This is a genomic window from Streptomyces flavusporus (assembly GCF_046267975.1).
Taxonomy (GTDB): domain Bacteria; phylum Actinomycetota; class Actinomycetes; order Streptomycetales; family Streptomycetaceae; genus Streptomyces; species Streptomyces flavusporus.
In genome coordinates this window covers 1,518,512-1,542,818 of sequence record NZ_CP176503.1, presented here as the reverse complement: position 1 = coordinate 1,542,818, position 24,307 = coordinate 1,518,512, and the positions used below count along the sequence as shown (strand labels likewise).

At 70.2% G+C, this 24,307-nt stretch carries 18 protein-coding genes and 1 tRNA gene; 13 read left to right on the top strand and 6 right to left on the bottom strand.

The window, feature by feature from the left end:
• Position 1 precedes the first annotated feature (1 nt).
• The 7 genes from ACKTSN_RS07575 to ACKTSN_RS07545 are packed head-to-tail and all read left to right on the top strand — an operon-like array spanning position 2 to position 7,212.
• Complete coding sequence (locus tag ACKTSN_RS07575; protein WP_409474768.1) at positions 2-958, top strand: SCO3242 family prenyltransferase; 957 nt, start codon at positions 2-4, stop codon at positions 956-958.
• Positions 955-2,013 carry a sugar phosphate isomerase/epimerase family protein gene (locus ACKTSN_RS07570; RefSeq protein WP_409468380.1) on the top strand — a complete coding sequence of 353 codons (1,059 nt, stop codon included), beginning with the start codon at positions 955-957 and terminating at the stop codon, positions 2,011-2,013. The genes ACKTSN_RS07575 and ACKTSN_RS07570 overlap by 4 nt, the downstream gene beginning before the upstream one ends.
• Entirely contained in the window at positions 2,010-2,717 is a 708-nt protein-coding gene (locus tag ACKTSN_RS07565) for an EboA domain-containing protein (protein ID WP_409468379.1), read from the top strand. Before ACKTSN_RS07570 ends, ACKTSN_RS07565 begins: the two co-directional genes overlap by 4 nt.
• The gene (locus tag ACKTSN_RS07560; RefSeq protein WP_409468378.1) at positions 2,717-3,565 is read left to right on the top strand and encodes a TatD family hydrolase; all 849 of its coding nucleotides are present in this window, start codon (positions 2,717-2,719) and stop codon (positions 3,563-3,565) included. Before ACKTSN_RS07565 ends, ACKTSN_RS07560 begins: the two co-directional genes overlap by 1 nt.
• A 3-nt stretch (positions 3,566-3,568) precedes the next feature.
• The gene (gene eboE / locus ACKTSN_RS07555; protein ID WP_409468377.1) at positions 3,569-4,726 is read left to right on the top strand and encodes a metabolite traffic protein EboE; all 1,158 of its coding nucleotides are present in this window, start codon (positions 3,569-3,571) and stop codon (positions 4,724-4,726) included.
• A 2-nt stretch (positions 4,727-4,728) separates the two neighbouring features.
• A complete protein-coding gene (locus ACKTSN_RS07550) occupies positions 4,729-6,111 on the top strand; it encodes a nucleotide pyrophosphatase/phosphodiesterase family protein (protein ID WP_409468376.1) in 1,383 nt (460 codons plus the stop codon).
• 60 nt (positions 6,112-6,171) lie between these two features.
• Positions 6,172-7,212 (top strand): sugar phosphate isomerase/epimerase family protein, encoded by a 1,041-nt coding sequence (locus ACKTSN_RS07545; protein ID WP_409468375.1) that lies wholly within the window; start codon positions 6,172-6,174, stop codon positions 7,210-7,212.
• A 70-nt stretch (positions 7,213-7,282) separates the two neighbouring features.
• Here ACKTSN_RS07545 and ACKTSN_RS07540 read toward each other — a convergent pair whose 3' ends face one another.
• From ACKTSN_RS07540 to ACKTSN_RS07520, 5 genes are all read right to left on the bottom strand, one after another.
• The gene (locus tag ACKTSN_RS07540) at positions 7,283-8,929 is read right to left on the bottom strand and encodes an IS1182 family transposase (protein WP_409468374.1); all 1,647 of its coding nucleotides are present in this window, start codon (positions 8,927-8,929) and stop codon (positions 7,283-7,285) included.
• Between the two features lie 186 nt (positions 8,930-9,115).
• The gene (locus ACKTSN_RS07535) at positions 9,116-10,504 is read right to left on the bottom strand and encodes an OFA family MFS transporter (protein WP_409468373.1); all 1,389 of its coding nucleotides are present in this window, start codon (positions 10,502-10,504) and stop codon (positions 9,116-9,118) included.
• 122 nt (positions 10,505-10,626) lie between these two features.
• A complete protein-coding gene (locus tag ACKTSN_RS07530; RefSeq protein WP_409474767.1) occupies positions 10,627-12,825 on the bottom strand; it encodes an acetate--CoA ligase family protein in 2,199 nt (732 codons plus the stop codon).
• Positions 12,826-12,829: 4 nt separating this feature from the next.
• Positions 12,830-14,062: a formyl-CoA transferase gene (gene frc, locus ACKTSN_RS07525; protein ID WP_409468372.1), complete on the bottom strand. Its 1,233-nt coding sequence runs from the start codon at positions 14,060-14,062 to the stop codon at positions 12,830-12,832.
• A gap of 9 nt (positions 14,063-14,071) precedes the next feature.
• Positions 14,072-15,754 (bottom strand): thiamine pyrophosphate-binding protein, encoded by a 1,683-nt coding sequence (locus tag ACKTSN_RS07520; protein ID WP_409468371.1) that lies wholly within the window; start codon positions 15,752-15,754, stop codon positions 14,072-14,074.
• Positions 15,755-15,898: 144 nt separating this feature from the next.
• On the opposite strand from ACKTSN_RS07520, the gene sucC reads away from it, so the two are divergent.
• The 6 genes from sucC to ACKTSN_RS07490 all read left to right on the top strand — a co-directional run bounded on the left by sucC (position 15,899) and on the right by ACKTSN_RS07490 (position 22,480).
• Positions 15,899-17,029 (top strand): ADP-forming succinate--CoA ligase subunit beta, encoded by a 1,131-nt coding sequence (gene sucC, locus ACKTSN_RS07515; RefSeq protein ID WP_409468370.1) that lies wholly within the window; start codon positions 15,899-15,901, stop codon positions 17,027-17,029.
• Between the two features lie 11 nt (positions 17,030-17,040).
• Entirely contained in the window at positions 17,041-17,925 is an 885-nt protein-coding gene (gene sucD / locus ACKTSN_RS07510; protein WP_409468369.1) for a succinate--CoA ligase subunit alpha, read from the top strand.
• Between the two features lie 206 nt (positions 17,926-18,131).
• Positions 18,132-19,673, top strand: a complete 1,542-nt coding sequence (locus ACKTSN_RS07505; RefSeq protein ID WP_409468368.1) for an aldehyde dehydrogenase family protein — start codon at positions 18,132-18,134, stop codon at positions 19,671-19,673.
• Between the two features lie 184 nt (positions 19,674-19,857).
• Positions 19,858-19,945 (top strand) — tRNA-Leu (locus ACKTSN_RS07500).
• Between the two features lie 274 nt (positions 19,946-20,219).
• A complete protein-coding gene (locus ACKTSN_RS07495; RefSeq protein WP_409468367.1) occupies positions 20,220-21,845 on the top strand; it encodes a sensor histidine kinase in 1,626 nt (541 codons plus the stop codon).
• Positions 21,842-22,480: a response regulator transcription factor gene (locus tag ACKTSN_RS07490; RefSeq protein ID WP_409474766.1), complete on the top strand. Its 639-nt coding sequence runs from the start codon at positions 21,842-21,844 to the stop codon at positions 22,478-22,480. The genes ACKTSN_RS07495 and ACKTSN_RS07490 overlap by 4 nt, the downstream gene beginning before the upstream one ends.
• 585 nt (positions 22,481-23,065) lie before the next feature.
• Here ACKTSN_RS07490 and ACKTSN_RS07485 read toward each other — a convergent pair.
• The gene (locus tag ACKTSN_RS07485) at positions 23,066-24,307 is read right to left on the bottom strand and encodes a cytochrome P450 family protein (RefSeq protein ID WP_409468366.1); all 1,242 of its coding nucleotides are present in this window, start codon (positions 24,305-24,307) and stop codon (positions 23,066-23,068) included.

Below are 24,307 nucleotides of genomic sequence, written 5' to 3'. Positions count from 1 at the left end.
TGTGCGGGCAGAGGGCGTCGAGGGCAGAGAGGTGGCTCGGCGAGCGACGCGTCGACGCGCCTGGGCAGAACTGCTCCGTCTCCCCGCCCTGTTCACCGTCCCCGGCGACGCGCTCACCGGTGCGGCCGCGACCGGCGTGCGCCCCAACTCCCGCACTCTGCTCGCCATCGGCTCCTCCATCTGTCTCTACGAGGCGGGAATGGCCCTCAACGACTGGGCGGACCGTGAGGAGGACGCCGCCGAACGCCCGCACCGTCCCCTCCCCTCCGGCCGCATCCGCCCGGCCTCCGCCCTCACGGCGGCCTGCGCCCTCACCGCCGCCGGACTGGCCCTCGCGGCCCGCGCCGGCCGGCCCGCCCTCACCGTCGCGACGCCCCTCGCGGCCACCGTCTGGACATACGACCTCGCCCTGAAGCACACTCCGGCCGGCCCGGTCGCCATGGCCGCCGCCCGCGGTCTCGACCTCCTCCTCGGAGCCGCAGCCACGACCGGGCGTACCCGTGAGGCGCTGCCGTCCGCCGCACTCCTCGGCAGCCACACCCTCGCGGTCACCACCGTGTCCCGCCGGGAGACCCAGGGCGGCTCGACCCTGCCACCCCTGGCGGCGCTCGCCACGACGGCCCTCCTCACCCGCCTGGTGACACACCCCTCCCCACTCCCGACCGGCCAACCGGACGCGGCCGGTCGCGATGCCGTCCCCGTGCGACCCTCCGTCGACGGCGCCCTGCGTACCGCCCTCGCCGTCGCCTACGCCGCGACCGCCGGCCGCCCCTACACCCACGCCGCCCTCAACCCCTCACCTCCGCTCACCCAACGAGCCGTCGGCGGCGGCATCCGCGCCACCATCCCTCTCCAGGCCGCCCTCTCCGCCCGCGCCGGAGCCGGTCTCACCGCCGTCGTCATCGCCGCACTGGCCCCGATCGGCCGGAAGTACGCGAGGAAGGTGAGCGTCACATGAGTCTCGGTCCTCTCGCCTCGGCACCGGACCGCGGGAAACCCATCCCCTCGAATCACCCCCTCCGCTTCGGCTACGGCACCAACGGCCTCGCCGACCTCCGTCTCGACGACGCCCTCACCCTGCTGGCCGACCTCGGCTACGACGGCGTCGGGCTGACCCTCGACCACATGCACCTCGACCCGCTCGCCCCCGACCTGGCCTCCCGCACCCGCCGAGTCGCGCAGCGCCTCGGCACGCTCGGGCTGACCGCCACCGTGGAAACGGGCGCCCGCTATGTGCTCGACCCGCGCCGCAAACACGGCCCCTCCCTGCTGGACCCCGACCCCGACGACCGGGCCCGCCGGGCCGACCTGCTGCTCCGCGCCGTCCGGGTCGCCGCCGACCTCGACGCCCACGCCGTGCACTGCTTCAGCGGGACCGTCCCGGTCGGCACGGACGAGGACACGGCGTGGAAACGCCTCGCCGAGAGCCTCGCCCCCGCACTGGACGCCGCAACCGCCGCCGGCATCCCGCTCGCCGTCGAGCCCGAACCGGGCCACCTCCTCGCCACCCTCGCCGACTTCCACCGCCTCCGTCGGCTGCTGGGCGAGCCTGCCGCTCTCGGCCTCACCCTCGACATCGGCCACTGCCAGTGCCTCGAACCCCTTTCTCCGGCCGACTGCGTCCGCGCGGCGGCCCCCTGGCTGCGGCACGTCCAGATCGAGGACATGCGCCGCGGTATCCATGAGCACCTTCCTTTCGGGGACGGGGACATCGACTTCCCGCCCGTCCTCGAAGCCCTCGCCGCAACCGGCTATCAGGGCCTGACGGTCGTCGAACTGCCCCACCACTCCCACGCGGGCCCCCACTTCGCCGAACACTCCCTCCCGTTCCTCCGCAACGCAGCGCCGACCCGACCCGGCACGGTTGCCCCGCTGGCCATGTCGTCCTCCACCGCACACCCCGACGCCACGCCGTCGAACACCACGCCACCCAACGGGCCAGTCCCACCCCCCACTGCGCCCGTCGCACCACCCGGCGAGCCCTTCGCCACCCCAGAAGGGAGCACCCCATGACCCGCCACCACGCCACCCCGGCCACCCCGGCGGCGAGAACCAAGGACACGACCTCCGCCTGCACCCCTCTCGAAACCCTCCACGCCCGTCTGAGCACCCACCTCTCCGGCCCCGCCCGTGCCTGGCTCGAGCGAGCCCTCACCGAGGCCGCCGCACACCCCGGAACGCACGGCCCGATCTCTGTCTGGGAGCTACGCCTTGCCGAGGCGGGCCGCCGCTGCGGTGACGAGCACGTCGACGCCGCCCGCGTCCTGATCCTGCACGCCGCCCGAGCCGACCCGGCCGCACTCACCCGCGTCTACCGCCAGGGCACCGCCGCGGAACGCCGCGCCGTCCTGCACGCACTGCCCCACCTCGTGCCCGGCCCGGACGCTCTCCCGCTGATCGAGGACGCTCTGCGGACCAATGACACCCGCCTCCTCGCCGCCGCCGTCGGCCCCTACGCGGCCCGGCACCTCGACCCGCACAACTGGCGTCAGGCCGTGCTGAAGTGCCTCTTCACCGGCGTGCCCATCGACGAGGTGGCCGACCTGGAGCGGCGCGCCGGCGCCGACGCCGAACTTGCCCGCATGCTCGGCGACTACGCCGCCGAACGCACCGCAGCGGGCCGTCCCGTACCGGAGGACCTGCACCGCGTCCTGGCCCTGACCGAGTCCGCGCCGCCGGCGCACGGCTCGGACACCCCCCACGGCAAGGAGTCCTGATGCGCATCTTCGACCCCCACATCCACATGACGTCCAGGACCACCGACGACTACCAGGCCATGCACGCCGCGGGCGTCCGCGCGCTCGTCGAGCCCTCCTTCTGGCTCGGCCAGCCCCGCACCTCGCCCGCCACCTTCCTCGACTACTTCGACTCCCTCCTGGGCTGGGAACCCTTCCGCGCCGCCCAGTACGGCATCGCCCACCACTGCACCCTCGCCCTGAACCCCAAGGAGGCGAACGACCCGCGCTGTGTCCCCGTCCTCGACGAACTGCCCCGGTATCTCGTCAAGGACCAGGTCGTGGCCGTCGGCGAGATCGGCTACGACTCGATGACCCCCGCCGAGGACACCGCCCTCGCCGCACAGCTCCAGCTCGCCGCCGACCACGAGCTGCCCGCGCTCGTGCACACCCCGCATCGCGACAAGCTCGCCGGGCTGCGCCGCACCCTCGACGTCGTCCGGGAGTCGGCGCTGGCCCCGGACCGGGTCCTGCTCGACCACCTCAACGAGACCACCGTCAAGGAGGCCAGGGACAGCGGCTGCTGGCTGGGCTTCTCCGTCTATCCGGACACCAAGATGGACGAGGAGCGGATGGTCGCCATCCTCCGTGCCTACGGCCCCGAGCAGGTCCTGGTGAACTCGGCCGCCGACTGGGGCCGCAGCGACCCCCTGAAGACCCGCAAGGTCGGCGATCTGATGCTGGCCGAGGGCTTCACGGAGGACGAAGTCGACCGGGTGCTGTGGCGTAACCCCGTCGCCTTCTACGGACTCAGCGGTCGTCTGCATCTGGACGTGGCCGCGACCGATGTCACCCACGAAGGCAACTCCATCCTGCGCGGAGGGGAGTGAGCGATGCGCTTCCGCCACCCCGACGGCTCCACGGTTCACCTCGCCTACTGCACCAACGTCCACCCCGCCGAAACCCTCGACGGCGTCCTCGCCCAGCTCCGTGACCACTGCGAACCCGTCCGCCGCCGCCTCGGCCGCGACCGCCTCGGCATCGGCCTGTGGCTCGCCAAGGACGCCGCCCACGCCCTGGTCACCGACCCGTCCGCGCTGCGCGCCCTGCGCACCGACCTGGACCGGCGCGGCCTGGAAGTCGTCACCCTCAACGGCTTCCCCTACGAGGGCTTCGGCGCCGAAGAGGTCAAGTACCGCGTGTACGAGCCGGACTGGACCGACCCCGAGCGCCTCGACCACACCACGGCCCTGGCCCGGCTGCTCGCCGGCCTGCTCCCCGACGACGTCACCGAGGGCAGCATCTCCACCCTCCCGCTCGCCTGGCGCACCCGGCGGGCGGAGTCGGCCCCCACCGCCCTGCGTACCCTCGGTGAACGCCTCGACGCACTGCGGGAACTGACCGGACGGTCCATCCGCGTCGGTCTGGAACCGGAACCCGGATGTCTCATAGAGACCACCGGCGACGCCATAGCCCCGCTGACCGCCATCGCCCACGACCGTATCGGCATCTGCGTCGACACCTGCCACCTCGCCACCTCCTTCGAAGACCCCGACACCGCCCTGGACGCCCTCACCCGAGTCGGCGTCCCCATCGTCAAAACCCAGCTCTCTGCCGCCCTGCATGCCCAACACCCCCATCTCCCCGAAGTACGCGAGGCTCTCGCCGCGTTCGACGAGCCCCGCTTCCTGCACCAGACCCGTACCGCCACCGCCGCGGGCCTGCGAGACACGGACGATCTCGGCGAGGCCCTGAAGGGCGAGGCCCTTCCCGACGGCGCCCCCTGGCGCGCCCACTTCCACGTCCCGCTGCACGCGGCGCCCGCCGCGCCGCTCACCTCCACACTCGACGTCCTGAAGACGACGCTGGCCGGGCTCGTCGGCGGTCCGCGCCCGCTCACCCACCATCTCGAGGTCGAGACCTACACCTGGCAGGCCCTCCCGCCGGAGCAGCGGCCCCGGGGCCGGGCCCAGCTGGCCGACGGCATCGCCGCCGAACTCGCCCTGGCCCGCGACCTGTTGACAGACCTCGGACTGAAGGAGCTCCCCTGAGCATGAGCCCTGACCCCACCCCACTCCTCGTCCTGGACGTCGTCGGCCTCACCCCCCGTCTCCTCGACCACATGCCGCACCTCAAGGCCCTCGGCCGGTCCGGCTCCCGTGCCTCGCTCGGCACCGTCCTGCCAGCCGTCACCTGCGCCGCCCAGTCCACGTTCCTGACCGGCACGATGCCGTCGGAGCACGGCATCGTCGGCAACGGCTGGTACTTCCGCGAACTCGGCGACGTCCTGCTGTGGCGCCAGCACAACGGCCTGGTCGCCGGAGACAAGATCTGGGACGCCGCCCGCCGCGCGCACCCCGGCTACACGGTCGCCAATATCTGCTGGTGGTACGCCATGGGCACAGACACCGACATCACCGTCACCCCCCGTCCGATCTACTACGCCGACGGCCGCAAGGAACCCGACTGCTACACCCGGCCCGCGGCCCTCCACGACGAACTCACCGAGAAACTCGGCACCTTCCCGCTCTTCCACTTCTGGGGGCCCGGCGCGGACCTGGTCTCCAGCCGCTGGATCATCGACGCGACCCGCCACATCCTGCGCACCCGGCATCCCGACCTGACGCTCTGCTACCTCCCCCACCTCGACTACGACCTGCAGCGCTTCGGCCCCGACGACCTGCGGTCCCTGAAGGCCGCCGCCGACCTGGACAGGGCCGTCGCCCCACTCCTGGACGACGCCCGCACCGAGGGCCGTACCGTCGTAGTCCTGTCCGAGTACGGCATCACCCGCGTGAACAGGCCCGTCGACATCAACCGCGCCCTGCGCCGCGCGGGCCTGCTCGAGGTGCACACGCAGGACGGCATGGAGTACCTGGACCCGATGGCGTCCCGTGCCTTCGCCGTCGCCGACCACCAGATCGCCCACGTCTACGTACGCCGCCCCGAGGACCTGGACGCGGCCAGAGCCATGCTGGACGGACTGCCCGGTATCGAGCAACTCCTCGACGACGAGGGCAAGAAGGCCCACCAGCTCGACCATCCTCGCTCCGGCGAGATCGTCGCCGTCGCGGAGCCGGACGCCTGGTTCACGTACTACTACTGGCTCGACGACGCCCGCGCGCCCGACTTCGCGCGACTCGTCGAGATCCACCGCAAACCCGGCTACGACCCGGTCGAACTCTTCATGGATCCCCTCGATCCCTACGTCAAGATCAAGGCGGCCACCGCACTGGTCCGCAAGAAGCTCGGCATGCGCTACCGCATGGCGGTCGTGCCGCTGGATCCCTCACCTATTCGCGGCAGCCACGGCCGCCTTCCCACGAGCGACGACGACGGTCCGCTCCTCATCTGCTCCACCCCCCGCGCTGTCGGCGACCGCGTCGCGGCCACCGACGTGAAGTCACTACTGCTCCAACTGGCCGGTCTGTGCTGACTGGTCACAAGTGAAGCACTCACCACTGACAACGCCCTCCGACATCGAGGAGTTCCAGGCATGAGCCGCATCTCCCAGCCCGATCCCGAACTCACCCACCGCCTCACCAGACGCGGCATGCTCGGCGTGGCCGCAGGCGCCACCGCCGCCGCCCTGCTGGGCGCCGCAGCGTCCCCCGCAGCGGCCGCCACCGAGTCCGCGAGCGGCACCCAGGGCCGCGGTCGCCCCGTTCTGCCCCCCGGCCGCCTCGGCATTCAGCTCTACAGCCTCCGCGACAAGGTCTCCACCCTGGGCTTCGCCGCCGTCTTCGCCGAGCTGGAGCGGTACGGCTACGACGAGGTCGAGTTCGCCGGATACACCCAGGGCTCGGCGGGGTCGATCACACTCGCCCAGCTCAAGCGGCTGGCCAGGAACCACGGCCTGAACCCGATCGGCAGCCACGTCGGCTACTACTCCAACGACCCGAACGCGTACACCTTCGCCCAGAACCTCACCAAGGTCCTCGACGACGCAGAGGCACTCGGCCTGAAGCACATCGGCACGGCCTCCGGCCCCTTCCGCTACGGCTCCACCGTCGACGCATGGAAGCGGGCCGCCGAGGACTTCAACGCCTACGGTGCGGCGGCGCGGGCCCGCGGTATGAAGTTCTACCAGCACAACCACTCCGAGGAGTTCTCCTTCGCCTCGGACCAACCGAACGTCCGCCTCTACGACGTGCTGCTCGCGGAGACCGACCCCGACCTCGTCTACCTGGAGATGGACATCTTCTGGGCGTACTCCGGCCAGTTCCGCTTCTCGAAGCGGCCCGACGGCACCCCCGCGCCCTTCGACCCCCTGGACTACGTGCTGAAGCAGCCCGACCGCTACCCACTCTTCCACGTCAAGGACGGCGTGAACGACCCCTCGACCCAGTACGGCTACCGCATGACCGACGTGGGCGACGGAGACATCGACTACCAGCGGTTCATCTCCGCCGTCACCCGGCTGCGCGGACAGCGCTTCGCCCACCACTGGCAGGCCGAGCACGACAACCCGACCGAGTCGTTCACGTTCGCCCGGCGGTCCAGCGAGCACCTGCACTCGCTGCGGGAGAAGTGCTGACGGGCGGTACGGACACGAGGAGGCCCTCCCCACTCGCGGACGCTGTTGGTTAATTCCGCCCCGCTGGATCTCATCCAGTGGGGCGGAGTGCTGCGAAGGGTGAAACGCGGGTCTTGGCGAGTGGTCTGCCGGTGAGCCATGCATCGACGCGAGCGAAGTTGATGGCCGCGCCGGTGAAGTGGTGCTGCAACCGGGTCTTGTCGAGTCCGCGGTAGCGGGATCTGCGCAGGCCGAAGGCCTGGACACCTTGTGAGATGGTGCCTTCGACGCCGGCTCGGTGTCCGTAGCGGCGGCGCCAGTGGTCGGTGTCCTGCTCAGTACGGGCCTGTTGAAGGATGTCGTGTTCGGTCTTCGGTCTCAGGGTCAGATTGCGGCCGGTCCTGGAGCTGGTGCACGAGGTCCGCAGTTCGCAGGGGTCGCAGTGCCGGGCGGCGAACCGGACCCGGGTGACCGGGGCGTCCCACTGGCTCTGGGCTTCTCGCCAGACGACACTGGTCTGTCCGCCGGGGCAGACGGCCTGGCGCTGGCCCCAGTCGATGGCGAAGTGGGTGTTGTCGAAGACGTCTCCGGTCGCCTGTCCCTTCACGGTGGTGGACTTGACCGGGCCGACCAGCTCGATGTCGTGATCGCGGCGGGCGTGGTGGATCTGTTCGGCGTCGATGTATCCGGCGTCCACCAGGTGCTCGTCCGGCAGCAGACCGCGTTCGGCCAGAGCGGTGTGGGTGTCCTCCAGGACGAGGACGTCGTTGACGGGCGCCGGCGTGGTGCGAATGTGGGTGATCAGATGCGGGGCGTCGGGCTCGCAGGTCTCGCTGAGGTGGACCTTGTAACCGGACCAGCCCAGATCCCGTTTCGAACCAGTGCGGGCCTCGGGCTCGTAGGGGGTCCGTAAGCGGATCAGACCCGGCGGGAGGTCCTTCGTCCCGCGCCAGCGCATGGCCCCGTCGACCTGGTGAAACTGCTGGACCCAGGTCTGCCGCAGGAACTCCACCGCGGGCAGGCTCTGCAACGTGGGCGGTGACACAGCCGACCAGACGGCCTTCAGCAGCATCATGCCGTCGGTCCCGCACTGGTCGGCGTGTTCGACGCGGGCCGCCCACCGGGACGCGAAGCGACTGTCCTCCGGCCGGGCCGAGTAACGGTCGAACCACTCCGGCGGCGACACCGTCATCAGCCAGTCCCCGGCCTCCTCCGCTACCTGGTTCAGTGCCGCCCGCAGTGTCTCGACCACGAACTCCAGCCGGTTCAGGTCTCTCGTTGCAGCCAGCACGTGGGTAGCATCCGTGCGCTGTCGCTTGCCCGCCTTGACCAGCCCTGCCTCGCCAGCCGCCCGAAGTACTGCATCGAACACCATCTGGCCGGCCTCACCGTCGACCAGCCGGGCACGGAACTCGCTGAGCACCGAGAAGTCGAATCCGGTGTCGGCCAACTCCAGCGAAAGAGCGTACTTCCAGTCCAGACGCGAGCGGACCGCGTGCGCGGCCTGCCGGTCGGTCAGCCCCTCCGCGAACTGCAACACCGACACCAGCGCGAGCCGGGCAGGAGACACCGTCGGCCGCCCCCTGACCGGGAAAAGTTCCTCGAAATCGGCATCCGAGAACACCGGCCCGAGCGCATCCCGTACCCGCATCACCAGGCAGCCCTTCGGGAACACCGCACGTGCCAGCCGAGCGGTCTCCTCCGGGATCTCCATCAGATCCACCCCACGCAGCGACACCGAACCCACCCCTCAACACAACGACGGCCTGCACAACCCCAACGGGGTCATGCAGGCCGTCGTCACGCCCGCACCCGATTTACCAACAGCGTCCACTCGCGGGGAGGGCCTTCAGGTCATGGTGGGGGACGGTGCGCGGCGTCGGGGTGTGACGGTGGGTCGTGCCCGGCGACGGAGGCCGCCATGTCAGGCCATCTCCTCGCCGAGCGGGTGCGGGTTGGGAGCGATGCCCTTGGCCCTGGGCCGCCCCGGCGGGTGCAGGAACAGCGCCACGAAGCCCGCGAACAGGGAGATCGAGCCGGCCAGGACGAACGCGCCGGCGTAGTCCCAGGCGGCCACCACCACGGCACCCATGCCGGAGCCGAGCAGGCCGGAGACCAGCTTCGACGAGTACACCAGGCCGTAGTTGGAGGCATTGTTGTTCTCGCCGAAGTAGTCGGCGGTCATCGCCGCGAACATCGGGAAGATGGCGCCGCCGCCGAAACCGGAGATGGACGAGAACAGCAGGAACAGCGGCAGGTTGCCGATGTTGCCGGAGAACAGGATGCCGTACTGCGACAGTCCGAGGACGATGCAGACGAAGATCAGGCACTGCTTGCGGCCGTAGCGGTCGGAGAGCCAGCCGATGACACCGCGGCCGGTGCCGTTCACGATCGCCTTCAGCGACATCGCGGTCGCCACGATGCCGCCCGCGAAGCCCGCCTCGTCACCGAAGGGCACCTGGAAGGCGATACCGAAGATGTTCACGCCCGAGGTGCACAGCAGACAGAACCACATGAGCGCCACGCGGCCCGTCCGCCATGCCTCCATGGGGGTGTACTGGTGCACGGCCGGAGGGTTCTTCTCCAGCGCGCGCCGGGCGCGGGCGTCGTCGGGCTTCTTCAGCGGGTCGACGTCGGCCGGCCACCAGTTCTTCGGCGGGTCCTTGAAGAAGTAGCCCGCCACCGCCACGACCGCGGCGAGGAAGAGACCGACCGAGACCAGCACCCAGCGGAAGTTGGTGAGGTCCATGTAGCCGGTGAAGAGAAAGACGAACGGCACCGAGCCGTAGGCGAAACCGCCGTTGACGAAGCCCGTCTTGCCGCCCTTGCGCTCCGGATACCACTTGGCGACCATGTTCACGCACGTCGCGTAGACCATGCCGGCGCCCATGCCGCTGAACATGCCGAAGCCGATGTACGCGACGATCACATGCGGCGCGAACGCGAGCGAGAGATAGCCGAGCAGCGTGCCGACGGCACCCAGCATCATCGCCCAGCGGGCCGGAAGTTTGCCGCTCTCGCGCAGCTTCCCCGCCGGGAAGGCCACCGCGGCCTGGAAGAAGACCCAGACGCCCAGCATCCAGAAGATGTGCCCGCTGCTCCAGCTGTGCGCCGTGTGCAGCGTGTCCTCGGCGGACGCGAAGGCGTACTCGGCCGAGCTGATGCCCATCATGCCGACCCACGGCAGGATGACCATCCACTTGCGTTTGCGGCCCATGATGTCGATGTCGGTCTCACCGATGCGGTAGACGCGCCCGTTGGCGTCGGCCACCTCTCGGTAGGCAACCGATGTCGGAAAATCGGTCGTTGTCATGTCGTGTTGCACCCCTTGCGTCGAAAGTTCTGGCCAGCGCCCCCTGTCCAATGCCTTTCGTGCGCGCACGGGTCCCGGGGCCGGCCGACGCGCACCGTCGGCCGGCTCCCTGTTCGCTCACCTCATGAGCCGCCCCCCAACAGTCCCGCCCGTCGCCCGCCGCCACCCTCAGCGGAGGGGCCTTCGGCCCCGAGCCTCCCTGATGCCCGGGCCCAGCGGTACTTCGCGCCGAGTACGGCCACCGGCTTCTCGGTCGTGTACGGATACGCCACGACACCCCGCTCGTAGAGGTACTGGCAGGCCTCCTCGACCTCGACGTCGCCGGCGAGCGACGCCACCACCGGCTTCTCGATCCCGCGCTCCCGGAAATCGGCCACCACGCGCGCGGTGAGCTCGGCGAAGACCATCGGAGGGGTGACGATGGTGTGCCAGTAGCCGAGGACGAGCGCATGGATGCGCGGGTCCTCCAGACCCAGCCGGATCGTCGCCTCGTACGTCGACGGCGGCTCGCCCCCGGTGATGTCCACCGGGTTGCCCGCGGCCCCGAAGGGCGGGATGAACTTCCGGAACGACGCGTCCAGGTCCGGCGGGATCTCCATCAGGGTCAGGCCGTTGTCGGTCACCGCGTCGGACAGCAGTACGCCGCTGCCGCCCGCCCCGGTGATGATCACGACGTTGTCACCCTGAGGAGCAGGAAGCACCGGCAACGCGCGCGCGTACTCCAGCATGTCGTTCAGCCCGGGCGCCCGGATGACACCGGCCTGCCGCAGGATGTCGTCGTACACGGCGTCGTCGCCCGCGAGGGCCCCCGTGTGCGAGCCGGCGGCCTTCGCGCCCGCTGCCGTACGGCCCGCCTTCAGCACCACGACCGGCTTTTTGGGGACGGTCTCCCGCGCGGCCTCCACGAACGCGCGGCCGTCCTTGAGGTCCTCCAGGTGCATGGCGATGCACTCGGTGTGCGGATCCTCGCCGAACCAGGTCAGCAGGTCGTCCTCGTCCAGGTCGGACTTGTTGCCCAGGCCGACGATCGCCGACACGCCGGTCTTCGTGGTCCGGGCGAAGCCCAGGATCGCCATCCCTATGCCGCCGGACTGCGAGGTGAGCGCCACCCCGCCCTTGACGTCGTACGGCGTGCAGAACGTGGCGCACAGGTCCTGCCAGGTCGAGTAGTAGCCGTAGATGTTCGGGCCGAGCAGCCGGATGCCGTGCCGCTCCGCTATCTCGACGATCTCGGCCTGGAGTTCGTGCTCGCCGGTCTCCGCGAACCCGGACGGGATCAGCACGGCGTTGGGGATCTTCTTGCGCCCCACCTCCTCCAGCGCCGCGGCCACGAACTTGGCGGGGATGGCGAAGACGGCCACATCCACCTCACCGGGAACGTCCGTGACACTCTTGTACGCCTTGCGGCCCAGAATGTCATCGGCCTTGGGGTTCACCGGGTGGATCTCTCCCGGGAAGCCGCCGTCGACGAGGTTGCGCATCACCGAGTTGCCGATCTTGCCCTGCTCGTTGGAGGCGCCGATCACGGTGACCGAGCGCGGCTGCATCAACCGGCGCATGGAGGTGAGGATCTCGTCGCGCGAGTAGCGGCGGCGCTGCTTCGCGGGCGCCTCGGAGAGGATCACGCGGATGTCCGCGGCGATCGCTCCCTCCGGGGTGGCGATCACCGGGTTGAGATCCACCTCGGCGATCTCCGGGAAGTCCGTGACGAGTTGGGAGACCCGGCGGATCTGTTCGGCGATCGCCCACCGGTCCACGCCCGCCGCTCCGCGCACCCCGCGCAGGATCTCCGCCGATCGGATCGAGTCCAGCATGGAGAGCGCCTCGGCGGCGTCCACGGGCGCGAGCCGGAACGTGACGTCCTTGAGGACCTCGACCAGCACTCCGCCGAGCCCGAAGGCCACGACCTTCCCGAACGTCGGGTCCGTCACCGCGCCGACGATGACTTCCTGTCCCTGCGGCAGCAGCTCCTGCACCTGCACACCCGCTATGCGGGCGTCCGCGTTGTACGCGCGCGCGTTGTCGATGATTTTGTGGAACGCGGCCCGTACGTCACCGGCCCCCTCGACGCCGACGACCACACCGCCGGCGTCGGTCTTGTGCAGGATGTCCGGCGAGACGATCTTCATCACGACCGGCCCGCCGAACCGCGCCGCGTACGCCACGGCCTCGTCGACGTCGGTCGCCAGTTCCTCGCCCGGTACGGCGATCCCGTAGGCATCGGCGATCACCTTGCCCTCGGGTGCGGTCAGCGCCGTGCGCCCCTCGGCGCGCACGGCGTCGAGGAGCGCGCGCACCCTGAGCACCCGGTCTTCGGCCATCACGTCAGATCACTCCGTTCGACTTGAGCAGGCGCAGCTCCTCGTCGCCGAGGCCGAGCTCGCCGACGTAGACCTCTTCGTTGTGCTCGCCGAGCAAGGGTGAACTGGTCACGTCCACCGGGGAGTCGGAGAGCTTGAGCGGACTGCCGACGGTCACGAACTCGCCGCGTTCCGGGTGCGGCACGCGGACGACCATCTCGTTCGCGACCAGCGAGGCGTCCTCGATGATCTCCTTGGTGGACAGGATCGGCCCGCACGGGATGTTGTGCGCGTTGAGCTTCTCCAGCACCTCCCACTTGGGCAGGCTCGAGGACCACTCCTCGATGAGCTGGAACATCTTGTTGAGCTTGGGCAGCCGGGCCTCCGGCGTCGACCACTCCGGATCGTCGGCCAGTTCGGGCCGGCCGATCAGCTCGCTGATGGGCTGCCAGCCGACGGGCTGCACGATGACGTACACGTAGTCGTTCGGGCCGCCCGGCGCGCACTTGACCGCCCAGCCGGGCTGGCCGCCGCCGGACGCGTTCCCGGACCTGGGAACCTCGTCGCCGAAGTCCTCGTTGGGATATTCAGCGAGCGGGCCGTGTGCCAGGCGCTGCTGGTCGCGCAGCTTCACCCGGCAGAGGTTGAGCACAGCGTGCTGCATGGCCACGTTCACCCGCTGCCCGCGCCCGGTGCGCTCCCGCTGGTACAGCGCCGCGAGGATGCCCGCCACGGCGTGCACGCCCGTGCCCGAGTCCCCGATCTGGGCCCCCGTCGCCAGCGGCGGCCCGTCCTCGAAACCGGTGGTCGACATCGACCCGCCCATGGCCTGCGCGACGACCTCGTACGCCTTGAAGTTGGTGTACGGGCCTTCGCCGAACCCCTTGATGGAGGCATAGACGATCCGTGGATTGATCTCCTGGATGCGGTCCCAGGTGAAGCCCATGCGGTCGACCGCGCCCGGTCCGAAGTTCTCGACCATGACGTCGGAGCGCCGGATCAGCTCGGTGAGGATCTCCTTGCCGCGCTCGGTCTTGGTGTTGAGGGTGATGCTCCGCTTGTTGCAGTTGAGCATCGTGAAGTAGAGGGAGTCGACGTCCGGGAGGTCGCGCAGCTGTTTGCGCGTGATGTCCCCGGTCGGCGCCTCCAGCTTGACGACGTCCGCGCCGAGCCAGGCGAGCAACTGGGTTGCGGAGGGCCCGGACTGGACGTGCGTCATGTCCAGGACGCGGATGCCTTCGAGAGCCTTTGCGGTCACCGGATCACCTCACTTGTACATGGTCTGGTTCATGGTTCCGGGGGCGTACGCGTCCGGGTCGACCCAGACGTTGATCAGCGACGGCTTCCCGGACTCCCGGGCGCGCCGCAGCGCGGGGCCGATGTCGGCGGGGTCGCGGACCTCCTCGCCGTAACCACCCAGCATCTGGGCGAACTTGTCGTAGTGGACGTCGCCGAGGGTGTTCCCGACCCGCTCGCGCTCCTTGCCGTACTTGGCGGCCTGGCCGTAGCGGATCTGGTTCATCGAGGAGTTGTTGCCGACGATGCCGACGAATGGGAGGTTGTAGCGGACGAGGGTTTCGAAGTCCCAGCCGGTCAGGGAGAAGGCGCCGTCGCCGAAGAGGGCGACGACCTCCTTGTCGGGCCGCGCCTGCTTGGCCGCGAGCACGAAGGGGACGCCGACGCCGAGCGTGCCCAGGGGACCCGGGTCCATCCAGTGCCCAGGCGACTTGGGCTGCACGACCTGCCCGGAGAAAGTGACGATGTCGCCGCCGTCGCCGATGTAGATCGAGTCCTCGGTGAGGAAGTCGTTGATCTCGCTGACCAGGCGGTACGGATGGATCGGCGAGGCGTCCGAGCGCAGCTGCGGCAGCCGCTTCTCCAGCGCGGTCTGCTCGGCGGCGCGCAGCTCGTCGAGCCACTCCTTGCGCTTCGACGCGCCCCCGTTGACACGCCCGGAGGCCGCCTCGGTCACCGACTTCAGCACCAGCCCCGCGTCGCCGACGATCCCCAGGTCGATGTCCCGGTTCTTGCCGACGGTGCGGTAGTCGAGGTCGATCTGTACGACGGTCGCGTTCGGCGACAGCCGCTTGCCGTAGCCCATACGGAAGTCGAAGGGCGTGCCGACGATGACGATGACGTCGGCATTGGAGAAGGCATAGCGGCGCGACAGCTGGAAGTGGTGCGGGTCGCCGGGCGGGAGGGTGCCGCGTCCGGCGCCGTTCATGTACGCCGGGACGTTGAGCGTGCGCACCAGCTCGATGGCCGCCTCGGTGCCGCGGGTCGTCCACACCTGGCTGCCCAGCAGGATCGCGGGCTTCTCGGCGTGCACGAGGAGGTCGGCGAGCTTCTCGATCGCCTCGGGATCGCCGACCGAGCGGGTGGAGGCGCGGTAGGCGCCGGGCTTCGGTACGCGTGCCTTGGACACCGGCACCTTCGCATCGAGGACGTCGCGCGGGATCTCCAGGAAGGAGGGGCCGAGCGCGCCGTGGTAGCACTCGCGGAACGCCATCGACACCATGTCCGCCGCGCGCGCCGTGTCCGGAACGGCCGCCGCGAACTTGGTGATCGGCGTCATCATGTCGACGTGCGGCAGGTCCTGGAGAGACCCCATCTTGTGCTGGGTGAGGGCCCCTTGACCGCCGATCAGCAGCATCGGGGACTCGGCGCGGAAGGCGTTGGCGACTCCGGTGACGGCGTCGGTCGTCCCCGGGCCCGCGGTGACGACCGCGCAGCCGGGCTTGCCGGTGATACGGGCGTACCCGTCGGCGGCGTGGGCGGCGACCTGCTCGTGGCGGACGTCGACGACTTCGATGCCCTCGTCGACGCAGCCGTCGTAGATGTCGATGATGTGGCCGCCGCACAGGGTGTAGATGCGATCCACCCCCTCGGCTTTGAGGGCCTTGGCGACGAGGTGACCGCCGGAGATCACGTCCTGGGTGTCGTCGGGCATGGCGAAGTCCTGTCCCTTCATAGGGGGTTGGCACGCTCTCGCGGTACATTGCATACAGTCGACGAATACTGTATGAAGCTTGTTATCCCGCATCCGGTGGGTGGTGTCCAGGGGGCGTGCGGCACTTTCCAGACAGGAGCCGAGATGGACCTGTACGAGCACCAGGCAAGGGAACTTTTCGAGGAGCACGGCATCTTGGTGCCGAGGGCCGAAGTCGCCGACTCGCCCAAGGAGGCGCGCGAGATCGCCCGCCGACTCGGTGGCCGGGTCGTCGTCAAGGCCCAGGTCAAGACGGGTGGCCGGGGCAAGGCGGGCGGAGTGAAGCCGGCCGCCGACTCGGCCGCCGCGGAACTGACGGCACGCCAGATCCTCGGAATGGACATCAAGGGCCACACGGTCGGCAAGGTCATGCTGGCCCAACCCGTCGACATCGAGACCGAGTTCTACGTCTCCTACGTCCTCGACCGGGCAGCGGGCGGCTTCCTCGCCATCGCCTCCGCGGAGGGCGGCATGGACATCGAGGAGGTCGCCGCCACCCGGCCCGATGCCGTGGCGCGCGTGCACATCGACCCTGCCGAGGGCGTCACCTCGGCGAAGGCAGGTGAGATCGCCGAGGCGGCCGGACTGCCGCCACAGACCGTCGACGTGCTCGTACGGCTGTGGGAGGTGCTGATCCGCGAGGACGCCCTCCTCGTCGAGGTCAACCCGCTCGTGCGCACCCGGCAGGGACAGATCCTGGCTCTCGACGGCAAGGTCACCCTGGACGACAACGCCCGCTTCCGGCAGGCCCGGTGGGGCGCCGAGGGGGCGGAGCACGACGATCCGCTGGAGGCGGTGGCCGCTGCGAAGGGCCTCAACTACGTCAAGCTCGACGGCGAGGTCGGCATCATCGGCAACGGCGCCGGACTGGTGATGTCGACCCTCGACGTGGTCGCCGGCTGCGGCGCCCGCCCCGCCAACTTCCTCGACATCGGGGGCGGAGCCTCCGCCCAGATCATGGCCGACGGTCTGACCGTCATCCTCTCCGACCCGGCGGTGAAGTCGGTGTTCGTCAACGTCTTCGGCGGCATCACCGCCTGCGACGCGGTCGCCGACGGCATCGTGCAGGCCCTGGACACGGTCCAGTTGACCAAGCCGCTGGTCGTCCGCCTGGACGGCAACAACGCCGCACGCGGCCGTGTGATCCTCGACGAACGGGCGCATCCGCTGGTCCAGCAGGCCACCACCATGGACGGCGCCGCACGCAAGGCGGCCCAGCTCGCCAACGCAGCCTAAGGAGACGGGACATGGCGATCTATCTCACCAAGGAGAGCAAGGTCCTCGTCCAGGGCATGACCGGCGGCGAGGGCATGAAGCACACCCGGCGCATGCTCGCGGCCGGCACGAATGTCGTCGGCGGGGTCAACCCGCGCAAGGCGGGCCGCACGGTCGACTTCGACAACCGTGCCGTGCCCGTCTTCGGCTCGGTCCGCGCGGGCATGGACGCGACCGGAGCCGACGTCACGGTCGTCTTCGTACCGCCCGCCTTCGCCAAGGCAGCCGTCGTCGAGGCCGCGGACGCGGGTATCGGCCTCGCGGTCGTCATCACCGAGGGCATCCCGGTGCACGACTCGGTCGCCTTCACGGCGTACGCGCGGTCGAAGGGCACGCGCATCATCGGCCCCAACTGCCCAGGCCTGATCAGCCCTGGTCAGTCCAACGCGGGCATCATCCCGGCCGACATCACCAAGCCCGGCCGTATCGGCCTGGTGTCGAAGTCCGGGACGCTGACGTACCAACTCATGTACGAACTCCGTGACATCGGCTTCTCGACCTGCGTGGGCATCGGCGGCGACCCGGTCGTCGGCACCACGCACATCGACTGCCTGGCCGCGTTCCAGGACGACCCGGAAACCGACCTGATCGTGCTGATCGGGGAGATCGGCGGCGACGCGGAGGAACGCGCCGCCGCATACATCCGCGAGCACATCACCAAGCCGGTCGTCGGCTACATCGCCGGCTTCACCGCCCCCGAAGGCAGGACCATGGGGCACGCGGGCGCCATCGTCTCCGGATCCTCCGGGACAGCGCAGGCGAAGAAGGAGGCGCTGGAGGCGGCCGGGGTGCGGGTGGGGAGTACGCCGACGGAGACGGCCCGTCTGGTGCAGGCCACGCTGGCGGGCACCGAGTGACGTCACCCATAGTTGTCGAGAGGTGACTGTCGCGCATCCCGGCGCGTCACTAGCTTCCCCCGTACGACGTCCCCGCACGGCAGTGCGAGCCGTGCACGGGACCAGCCATGCATCTCCCGCCCGCCCGTCTCCCACCACCATCCTTCCAAGGAAGGCCCTTACGGGCCCTCTTTCTCTCGACTGTGCACCGAGAGCGGAGCTCACCAATGGCACCCACCCTCACCCTCAAGTCGGACACCTCCTGGGCCGACGCCTGGCAGCGCTGCCTCGCCGTCGCCCCCGAGGCCTTCCGCGACGACCGCGTCCTCAACCTCTGGAACGCCGCTTGGCAGGCCGACGGCCGGGCCCTGCCCGCCACCACACCCGTCGACGGCACCCCCATCGCGGGCCCGCCGCGACTCGACGGCACCACCGCCCACCAGGCCGTACGTGCCTCACTCGACCAGCACCGCGCCTGGCGGCACATCCCCCTCGACGAACGCCGGGCCCGCGTCGCGGCCACCCTGGACGCCCTCACCGAGCACCGCGAACTGCTCGCGCTGCTGCTGGTCTGGGAGATCGGCAAACCCTGGCGGCTCGCCCAGGCGGACGTCGACCGGGCGATCGACGGGGTGCGCTGGTACGTCGACGGCATCGAGCCGATGGTCGCCGGCCGGGCCCCGCTGGACGGACCGGTGTCCAACATCGCGAGCTGGAACTACCCGATGAGCGTGCTCGTTCACGCATTGCTGGTACAGGCACTGGCAGGCAACGCGGTCATCGCCAAGACCCCGACCGACGGCGGTGTCGCCTGTCTGACCCTGGCCTGCGCGCTCGCCGCCCGCGAGGGACTTCCCGTCACCCTCGTCAGCGGCAGCGGAGGCGAGTTGTCCCAGGCGCTGGTGCGGGCGCCCGAGATCGGCTGTGTCTCCTTCGTCGGCGGCCGGGACACCGGCGCCGCGGTGGCCACGGCCGTCGCCGACCTCGGCAAGCGGCACATCCTCGAACAGGAAGGACTCAACACCTGGGGCCTCTGGAACTTCACGGACTGGGACACGCTCACGGCGGTCGTGCCCAAGCTCTTCGACTACGGCAAACAGCGCTGCACGGCCTACCCGCGCTTCGTCGTCCAGCGTGCGCTGTTCGACGAGTTCCTGGCGGCGTACCTCCCGGCGGTCCGCACGCTCAGGGTCGGCCATCCGCTCGCGGTCGAGCAGCGCGACGACCCCTACCCGGCGTTGGACTTCGGGCCGGTGATCAACGCGGCCAAGGCCAAGGAGCTGCACGACCAGGTGGCCGAGGCCATCGACCGCGGCGCCGTCCCGCTGCATCGTGGCCGGCTGAGCGACGCGAGCTTCCTGCCCGGCCAGGACACGTCGGCGTACGTCCAGCCGGTCACGATCCTGAATCCGCCGCCGTCCTCCCCGCTGCACCACGCGGAACCCTTCGGCCCGGTCGACACCATCGTCCTGGTCGACACGGAGGCGGAGCTGCTGGCCGCGATGAACGCGTCCAACGGCGCGCTGGTCGCCACGCTGTCCACGGACGACCGGGCGACATTCGACCGGCTCGCCCCGCAGATCCGCGCCTTCAAGGTGGGTCACGGCAAGCCCCGCTCCCGTGGCGACCGCGACGAGCTGTTCGGCGGCTTCGGCGCGTCCTGGCGCGGCGCGTTTGTCGGCGGCGAACTGCTCGTGCGTGCGGTGACGCAGGGACCGGCGGGGGAGAGGCTGCCCGGCAACTTCCCGGACTGCCACCTCATGCCGTGATCATCCGTCGCGCCTGCCGAACTTGCACCGAAGAGTGACACCCCGACCACTCGTCGTGACCAGGCCGGTCGGGGTGACGCACCCGCCTCAGGGGACGGAAACGCAGGTGAAGGGCACTCCGAAACCTTGGTATTGTTGTCCGTGTCGCCCCGGGGAACACCCCCGGCAAGGCGGCAGACACCTGGTCCGGGTGGCGGAATGGCAGACGCGCTAGCTTGAGGTGCTAGTGCCCTTTATCGGGCGTGGGGGTTCAAGTCCCCCCTCGGACACCAGTTGAGACCCCTGTTCACCAGGGGTCTCTTGCTTGTCCGGGCTGTGGCGTGACCAACAGCCCGAGCCATAGTCGTGTCACGGCAGCATTCACCCCCTGCCCCTGCCTGGTGCCGACGGGCTCGTGCATCACCTCGATGGCCTACGGTGTGGCCCGTGAAGAGGGAGAGAAAGCACACCCTGGGGCTCCGGCTGGGCGGGGCAGCGGCGACAGCCGTTTTATCCGGAGCGATCGGCGGTTGGGCCTATGCGAGGGCGGGTGGTTCCGCCGGGGACGTGACACGGGATCTGGCCGTCGGCTGGACGTATGCGGGCGCGGGCCTGATCGCCTGGTGGCGCAGGCCCGCGAACCGCACGGGCGCGCTGTTGGTCGCCGAGGGCGTCACCTGGTTCCTGGGCAATCTCCAGGGGACCGACGTGCCCGCCCTGTTTGCCCTGGGCGCCTGGTGGGAGGCGCTCAACATGGCCGTCCTGGCGCATCTGTTGCTCTCGTTCCCCGACGGGCGCCTCACCACCGCGCTGACGCGACGCATGGTCTTCTTCGCGTACGGGCTCGTCGCCGTGGGCGGGCTGCTGAGGGCAATGATGTTCGACCCGGCCGTCTCCTCGGACGCCACCTATCTGGACTGCCACGGCTGCGGCCCGAATCTGCTGCTGGTGCCCGGCACCACGGGACTCTTCGACTACGTCGACGGTGCCTATCGGGCGGTGGGCTGGGTCCTGACCGTGGCCGCGGTGGTGATGCTCGTCAGGCGCTGGCGGCATGCCTCGGTGGCGCGACGGCGGGCGCTGCTGCCGGCCTGGATCGCCGTCGTCATCGCGACCGCCTTCCTGCTCTCGCACGTGGTGCTGCGCGTGGTCCCCGGGATCGGCGACTCCGGGGAGAGTGCTGTCTACCTGGCCTCCGACCTCGCACAGGCCGCCGTGCCGCTGGCCTTCCTCGCCGGTCTGCTGCGGATGCAGCTGCAGCGCGCCGAGGTGAGCGGCCTGGTCATAGAGGTCGGCGCCGACCCGGATCCGGTGCGGCTGCGCGAGGCGCTCGCCCGGGTGCTCGGCGACCCCGGGCTGAGGCTGGGCCTGTGGAACGAGGAGCGCGGCGCGTATCTCGACGGCGAAGGCCGGCCCGTGCGGCCGGAGGGCGCGGGGCGCACCCACGTGGACTCCTCGCGCGGCGCCGCGCTGGCACTACTGCGGCACGACCCCGCGCTCGCCGAGGACCCGCAGCTGCTGGAGGCCGTGTCCGCGGCACTGCGGCTGGCGCTGGAGAACGTCTGGCTGCGCAACCAGGCCAAGGAAGTGACCTCGCGCATCGTCCGGGCCGCCGACACCGAACGCAAGCGGCTGGAGCGGGACCTCCACGACGGCGCCCAGGCCCGGATCGTCTTCGCGCTGATGGCGCTGCGCCGCCTGGACAGGGGGCTCGCGGACCATCCGGACGAGTCGCTGCGCCGTTCGGTCGCCGAGGTCGAGAGCAGTCTGAAGCTGGCGCTCGAGGAGCTGCGGGGCATCGCGCACGGCATCCATCCGGCCGTCCTCACCCGTGAGGGACTCGGTCCGGCGCTGAAGGCGCTGGCGGAGCAGGCCCAACTGACCGTCGTCGTGGCCGCCGAACCCCGACGGTACGATCCGGTCGTCGAGTCCACCGCCTACTTCACCGTCTGCGAGGCGTTGTCCAACGCCGCCAAGCACGCACGGGCGAAGGCCGTGAGTGTCTCCGCCCGGCACCACGACGGCAAGCTGGTCATCGAGACGGTCGACGACGGCGTCGGCGGCGCCGACACGGGGCGGGGCAGCGGTCTGCTCGGCCTCGCGGACCGGCTCGCCGCCGTCGACGGCGTACTGCACATTCACAGCCCCGCGGGCGGCGGGACGAGGATCAGGGCGGAGCTGCCGTGCGTGTGATCGTGGCCGAGGATTCGGCGATTCTGCGGGAGGGGATCGTACGTCTTCTCACCGACGAGGGCTTCGAGGTGCCCGCGCACTGCGGGGACACCGACCCCCTGCTCGACCTCGTCGACCGGCACCGGCCGGACGTGGTCCTGCTGGACATCCGTATGCCCCCGACACACACCGACGAGGGCATCCGGGCTGCCGCCGCCATCCGCGAGCGCCACCCCGGCACCGGAGTGCTGCTGCTGTCCCAGTACGTCGAGACCGCCGGCACCGTCCAGGCGCTCCTGCAGAACCAGCACGGATTCGGCTACCTCCTCAAGGAACGTGTCGCCGACGCCGACGAACTCGCCGACGCGCTGAAGCGGGTCGCCGCCGGCGGGACCGTCGTGGAGCCGGAGGTCGTCGCCCGGCTGATGGACGCCCCCCGGCCGGCGGACCCGCTCGACGAACTCACCGCGAGGGAGCGCGAGGTGCTGGCCCTGATGGCCGAGGGACGGTCCAATGAGGCCATCGCACAGCGACTGGTCATCGGTGGCAAGACGGTGGAGACGCACGTACGGAACATCTTCACCAAGCTGCAGCTCGAAGCCGACCTCATGGACCATCGCCGGGTGATGGCCGTGTTGACGTATCTGCGAGCCTGACCCCTTGCCAGGCTCGGGCCGGCGCTCCGCTCCGGGGACGGCAGTTCCCCCGTACTCCCCCGTGAGTCCCCCGTGTTTCCCTGCCGTCTCCCGGAGCGGTGCCGGTGAGAACAACCGTAAACGGGCCCGGATCCCGGGACATCAGGGTCAGCCCTGAGATCCGAAACCTGGGCCACCAGGTCTGGATCGGCGACCGGCTGGTCGGCACTCTCCGGTACGGCGGTGCGGGGTGGGCGCGATCGGCGGACCGAGCCGAGCCAGGCCGGTCCGGAGTGTGCACGAGGTCGAGTTAGCTCGATCGTGTGATGGTCGGCTCGCAGGCTTGCAGCTTCCTGGGCCGACCGGGTTAACGTGATCGTGCGATCTGGGACGCCGGGTACGGCGCCAGCGTGCGGGGCCCCCGCTCCACCAGAGAGATGGTCCGGGGCCTCCCCGTCGCCTCTGGCCGTACCCACCTGGCCGGGTCGCGCAGGGAACTGGCCTCCCGGGATCGGACCACGCACGCGATGCGTGTCGCCGCCCCGGGGTCGAGTACGCCGGGGACCAGTGCGCCCAAGACCGTTCGGGGCGTGCGGCTGAATGGGATCACTCCTGCTCAGTCTTCAGGAACGGTGTCCGGGAAGGCTGGGACGTCCATCGGACCGGCAACTGAATCGGGCCGCGGATGAGCATGCCGTGGCGCCAGGACAGGGCGGCCGGATGGGCGTCGAGGGCGAGGTCGGGGCAGCGCTCCAGCAGGGCGCGGATCGCGATTCGAGCCTCCATGCGCGCGAGCGGTGCGCCGAGGCAGTAGTGGATGCCGTGGCCGAAGGCGACATGACCGCCCGCGGGTCGCCGGATGTCGAAGCGGCCGGGGTCGGGGAAGCGTGCCGGGTCGTGGTTTGCGTCCGCCAGGGCCACGAGGACCAGCTCACCGCCGCCGGGTATGACCGTACTGCCGATCTCGACCGGCTCGGTGGTGAACCTGAACGTCGGCGTCTCCACCGGCCCGTCGTAGCGCAGCATCTCCTCCACCGCGTTGTTCATGAGTGTCATGTCCTCGCGTAGTGCGGCGATTTGATCGGGATGGGTCAGCAGGGCCAGCACACCGTTGGAGATCAGATTGACCGTGGTCTCATGCCCGGCGACCAGCAGCAGCCAGGCGGTACCGCGCAGTTCGTCCGCGGACAGCCGGTCGCCGTCCTCGTCGGTGGTGCGGATCAGGGCGCTCATCAGGTCCTGGCCCGGGGCCCGGCGCTTGCGCTCCAGCAACTCGGCGAGATACGTGGCCACCTCACGCGTGGCCGCCAGCCGTGCCCCCGGGTCGGGGTCGGTGAGGATCGTTCCGGTCCAGGCGCGGAACGCGGCCCGGTCCAGCATCGGCACGCCGAGCAGCTCGCAGATCACCGAGATCGGCAGCGGGAACGAGAGTGCCTCGACCAGATCGGCCCGCCCTTCTGGAAGCGCCACCATCGCGTCGAGCAACTCGTCGGTGATCTGCTGCACGCGCGGCGCGAGCTGCTCGATCCGGCGCGGAGTGAACTCGCGCACGACCAGTTTGCGCAGCCGCTCATGGTCCGGCGGGTCCGAGTTGAGCATGTGCGGTCCCGCAGATGGACTGGGGATCGGAAAGGAGGGCGAGGCGTTCTTCCACTGTTTGGATAATCGCGGATCCACGAGCGCGGACCGCCCGGCCTCGTACCCGACGACAAGCCAGGCCTCCGCACCCTCCGGAATCCGCACCTTGTGCACGGGTCCGCGCTCGCGCAGCGCCGCGTAAACCGGATACGGATCGCGGACGAAGTCCTCGCCCATCGCCACCAGATCGATCACCTCGGCTGCCGCCAT

Excerpts from the sequence above, each read along its gene's own strand:
- ACKTSN_RS07570 (WP_409468380.1), top strand. The coding sequence starts at position 955 with ATGAGTCTCGGTCCTCTCGCCTCGGCACCGGACCGCGGGAAACCCATC.
- ACKTSN_RS07565 (WP_409468379.1), top strand. The coding sequence starts at position 2,010 with ATGACCCGCCACCACGCCACCCCGGCCACCCCGGCGGCGAGAACCAAG.
- ACKTSN_RS07560 (WP_409468378.1), top strand. The coding sequence starts at position 2,717 with ATGCGCATCTTCGACCCCCACATCCACATGACGTCCAGGACCACCGAC.
- eboE (WP_409468377.1), top strand. The coding sequence starts at position 3,569 with ATGCGCTTCCGCCACCCCGACGGCTCCACGGTTCACCTCGCCTACTGC.
- ACKTSN_RS07550 (WP_409468376.1), top strand. The coding sequence starts at position 4,729 with ATGAGCCCTGACCCCACCCCACTCCTCGTCCTGGACGTCGTCGGCCTC.
- ACKTSN_RS07545 (WP_409468375.1), top strand. The coding sequence starts at position 6,172 with ATGAGCCGCATCTCCCAGCCCGATCCCGAACTCACCCACCGCCTCACC.
- ACKTSN_RS07535 (WP_409468373.1), bottom strand. The coding sequence starts at position 10,504 with ATGACAACGACCGATTTTCCGACATCGGTTGCCTACCGAGAGGTGGCC.
- ACKTSN_RS07530 (WP_409474767.1), bottom strand. The coding sequence starts at position 12,825 with ATGGCCGAAGACCGGGTGCTCAGGGTGCGCGCGCTCCTCGACGCCGTG.
- ACKTSN_RS07520 (WP_409468371.1), bottom strand. The coding sequence starts at position 15,754 with ATGCCCGACGACACCCAGGACGTGATCTCCGGCGGTCACCTCGTCGCC.
- sucC (WP_409468370.1), top strand. The coding sequence starts at position 15,899 with ATGGACCTGTACGAGCACCAGGCAAGGGAACTTTTCGAGGAGCACGGC.
- sucD (WP_409468369.1), top strand. The coding sequence starts at position 17,041 with ATGGCGATCTATCTCACCAAGGAGAGCAAGGTCCTCGTCCAGGGCATG.
- ACKTSN_RS07505 (WP_409468368.1), top strand. The coding sequence starts at position 18,132 with ATGGCACCCACCCTCACCCTCAAGTCGGACACCTCCTGGGCCGACGCC.
- ACKTSN_RS07485 (WP_409468366.1), bottom strand. The coding sequence starts at position 24,307 with ATGGCGGCAGCCGAGGTGATCGATCTGGTGGCGATGGGCGAGGACTTC.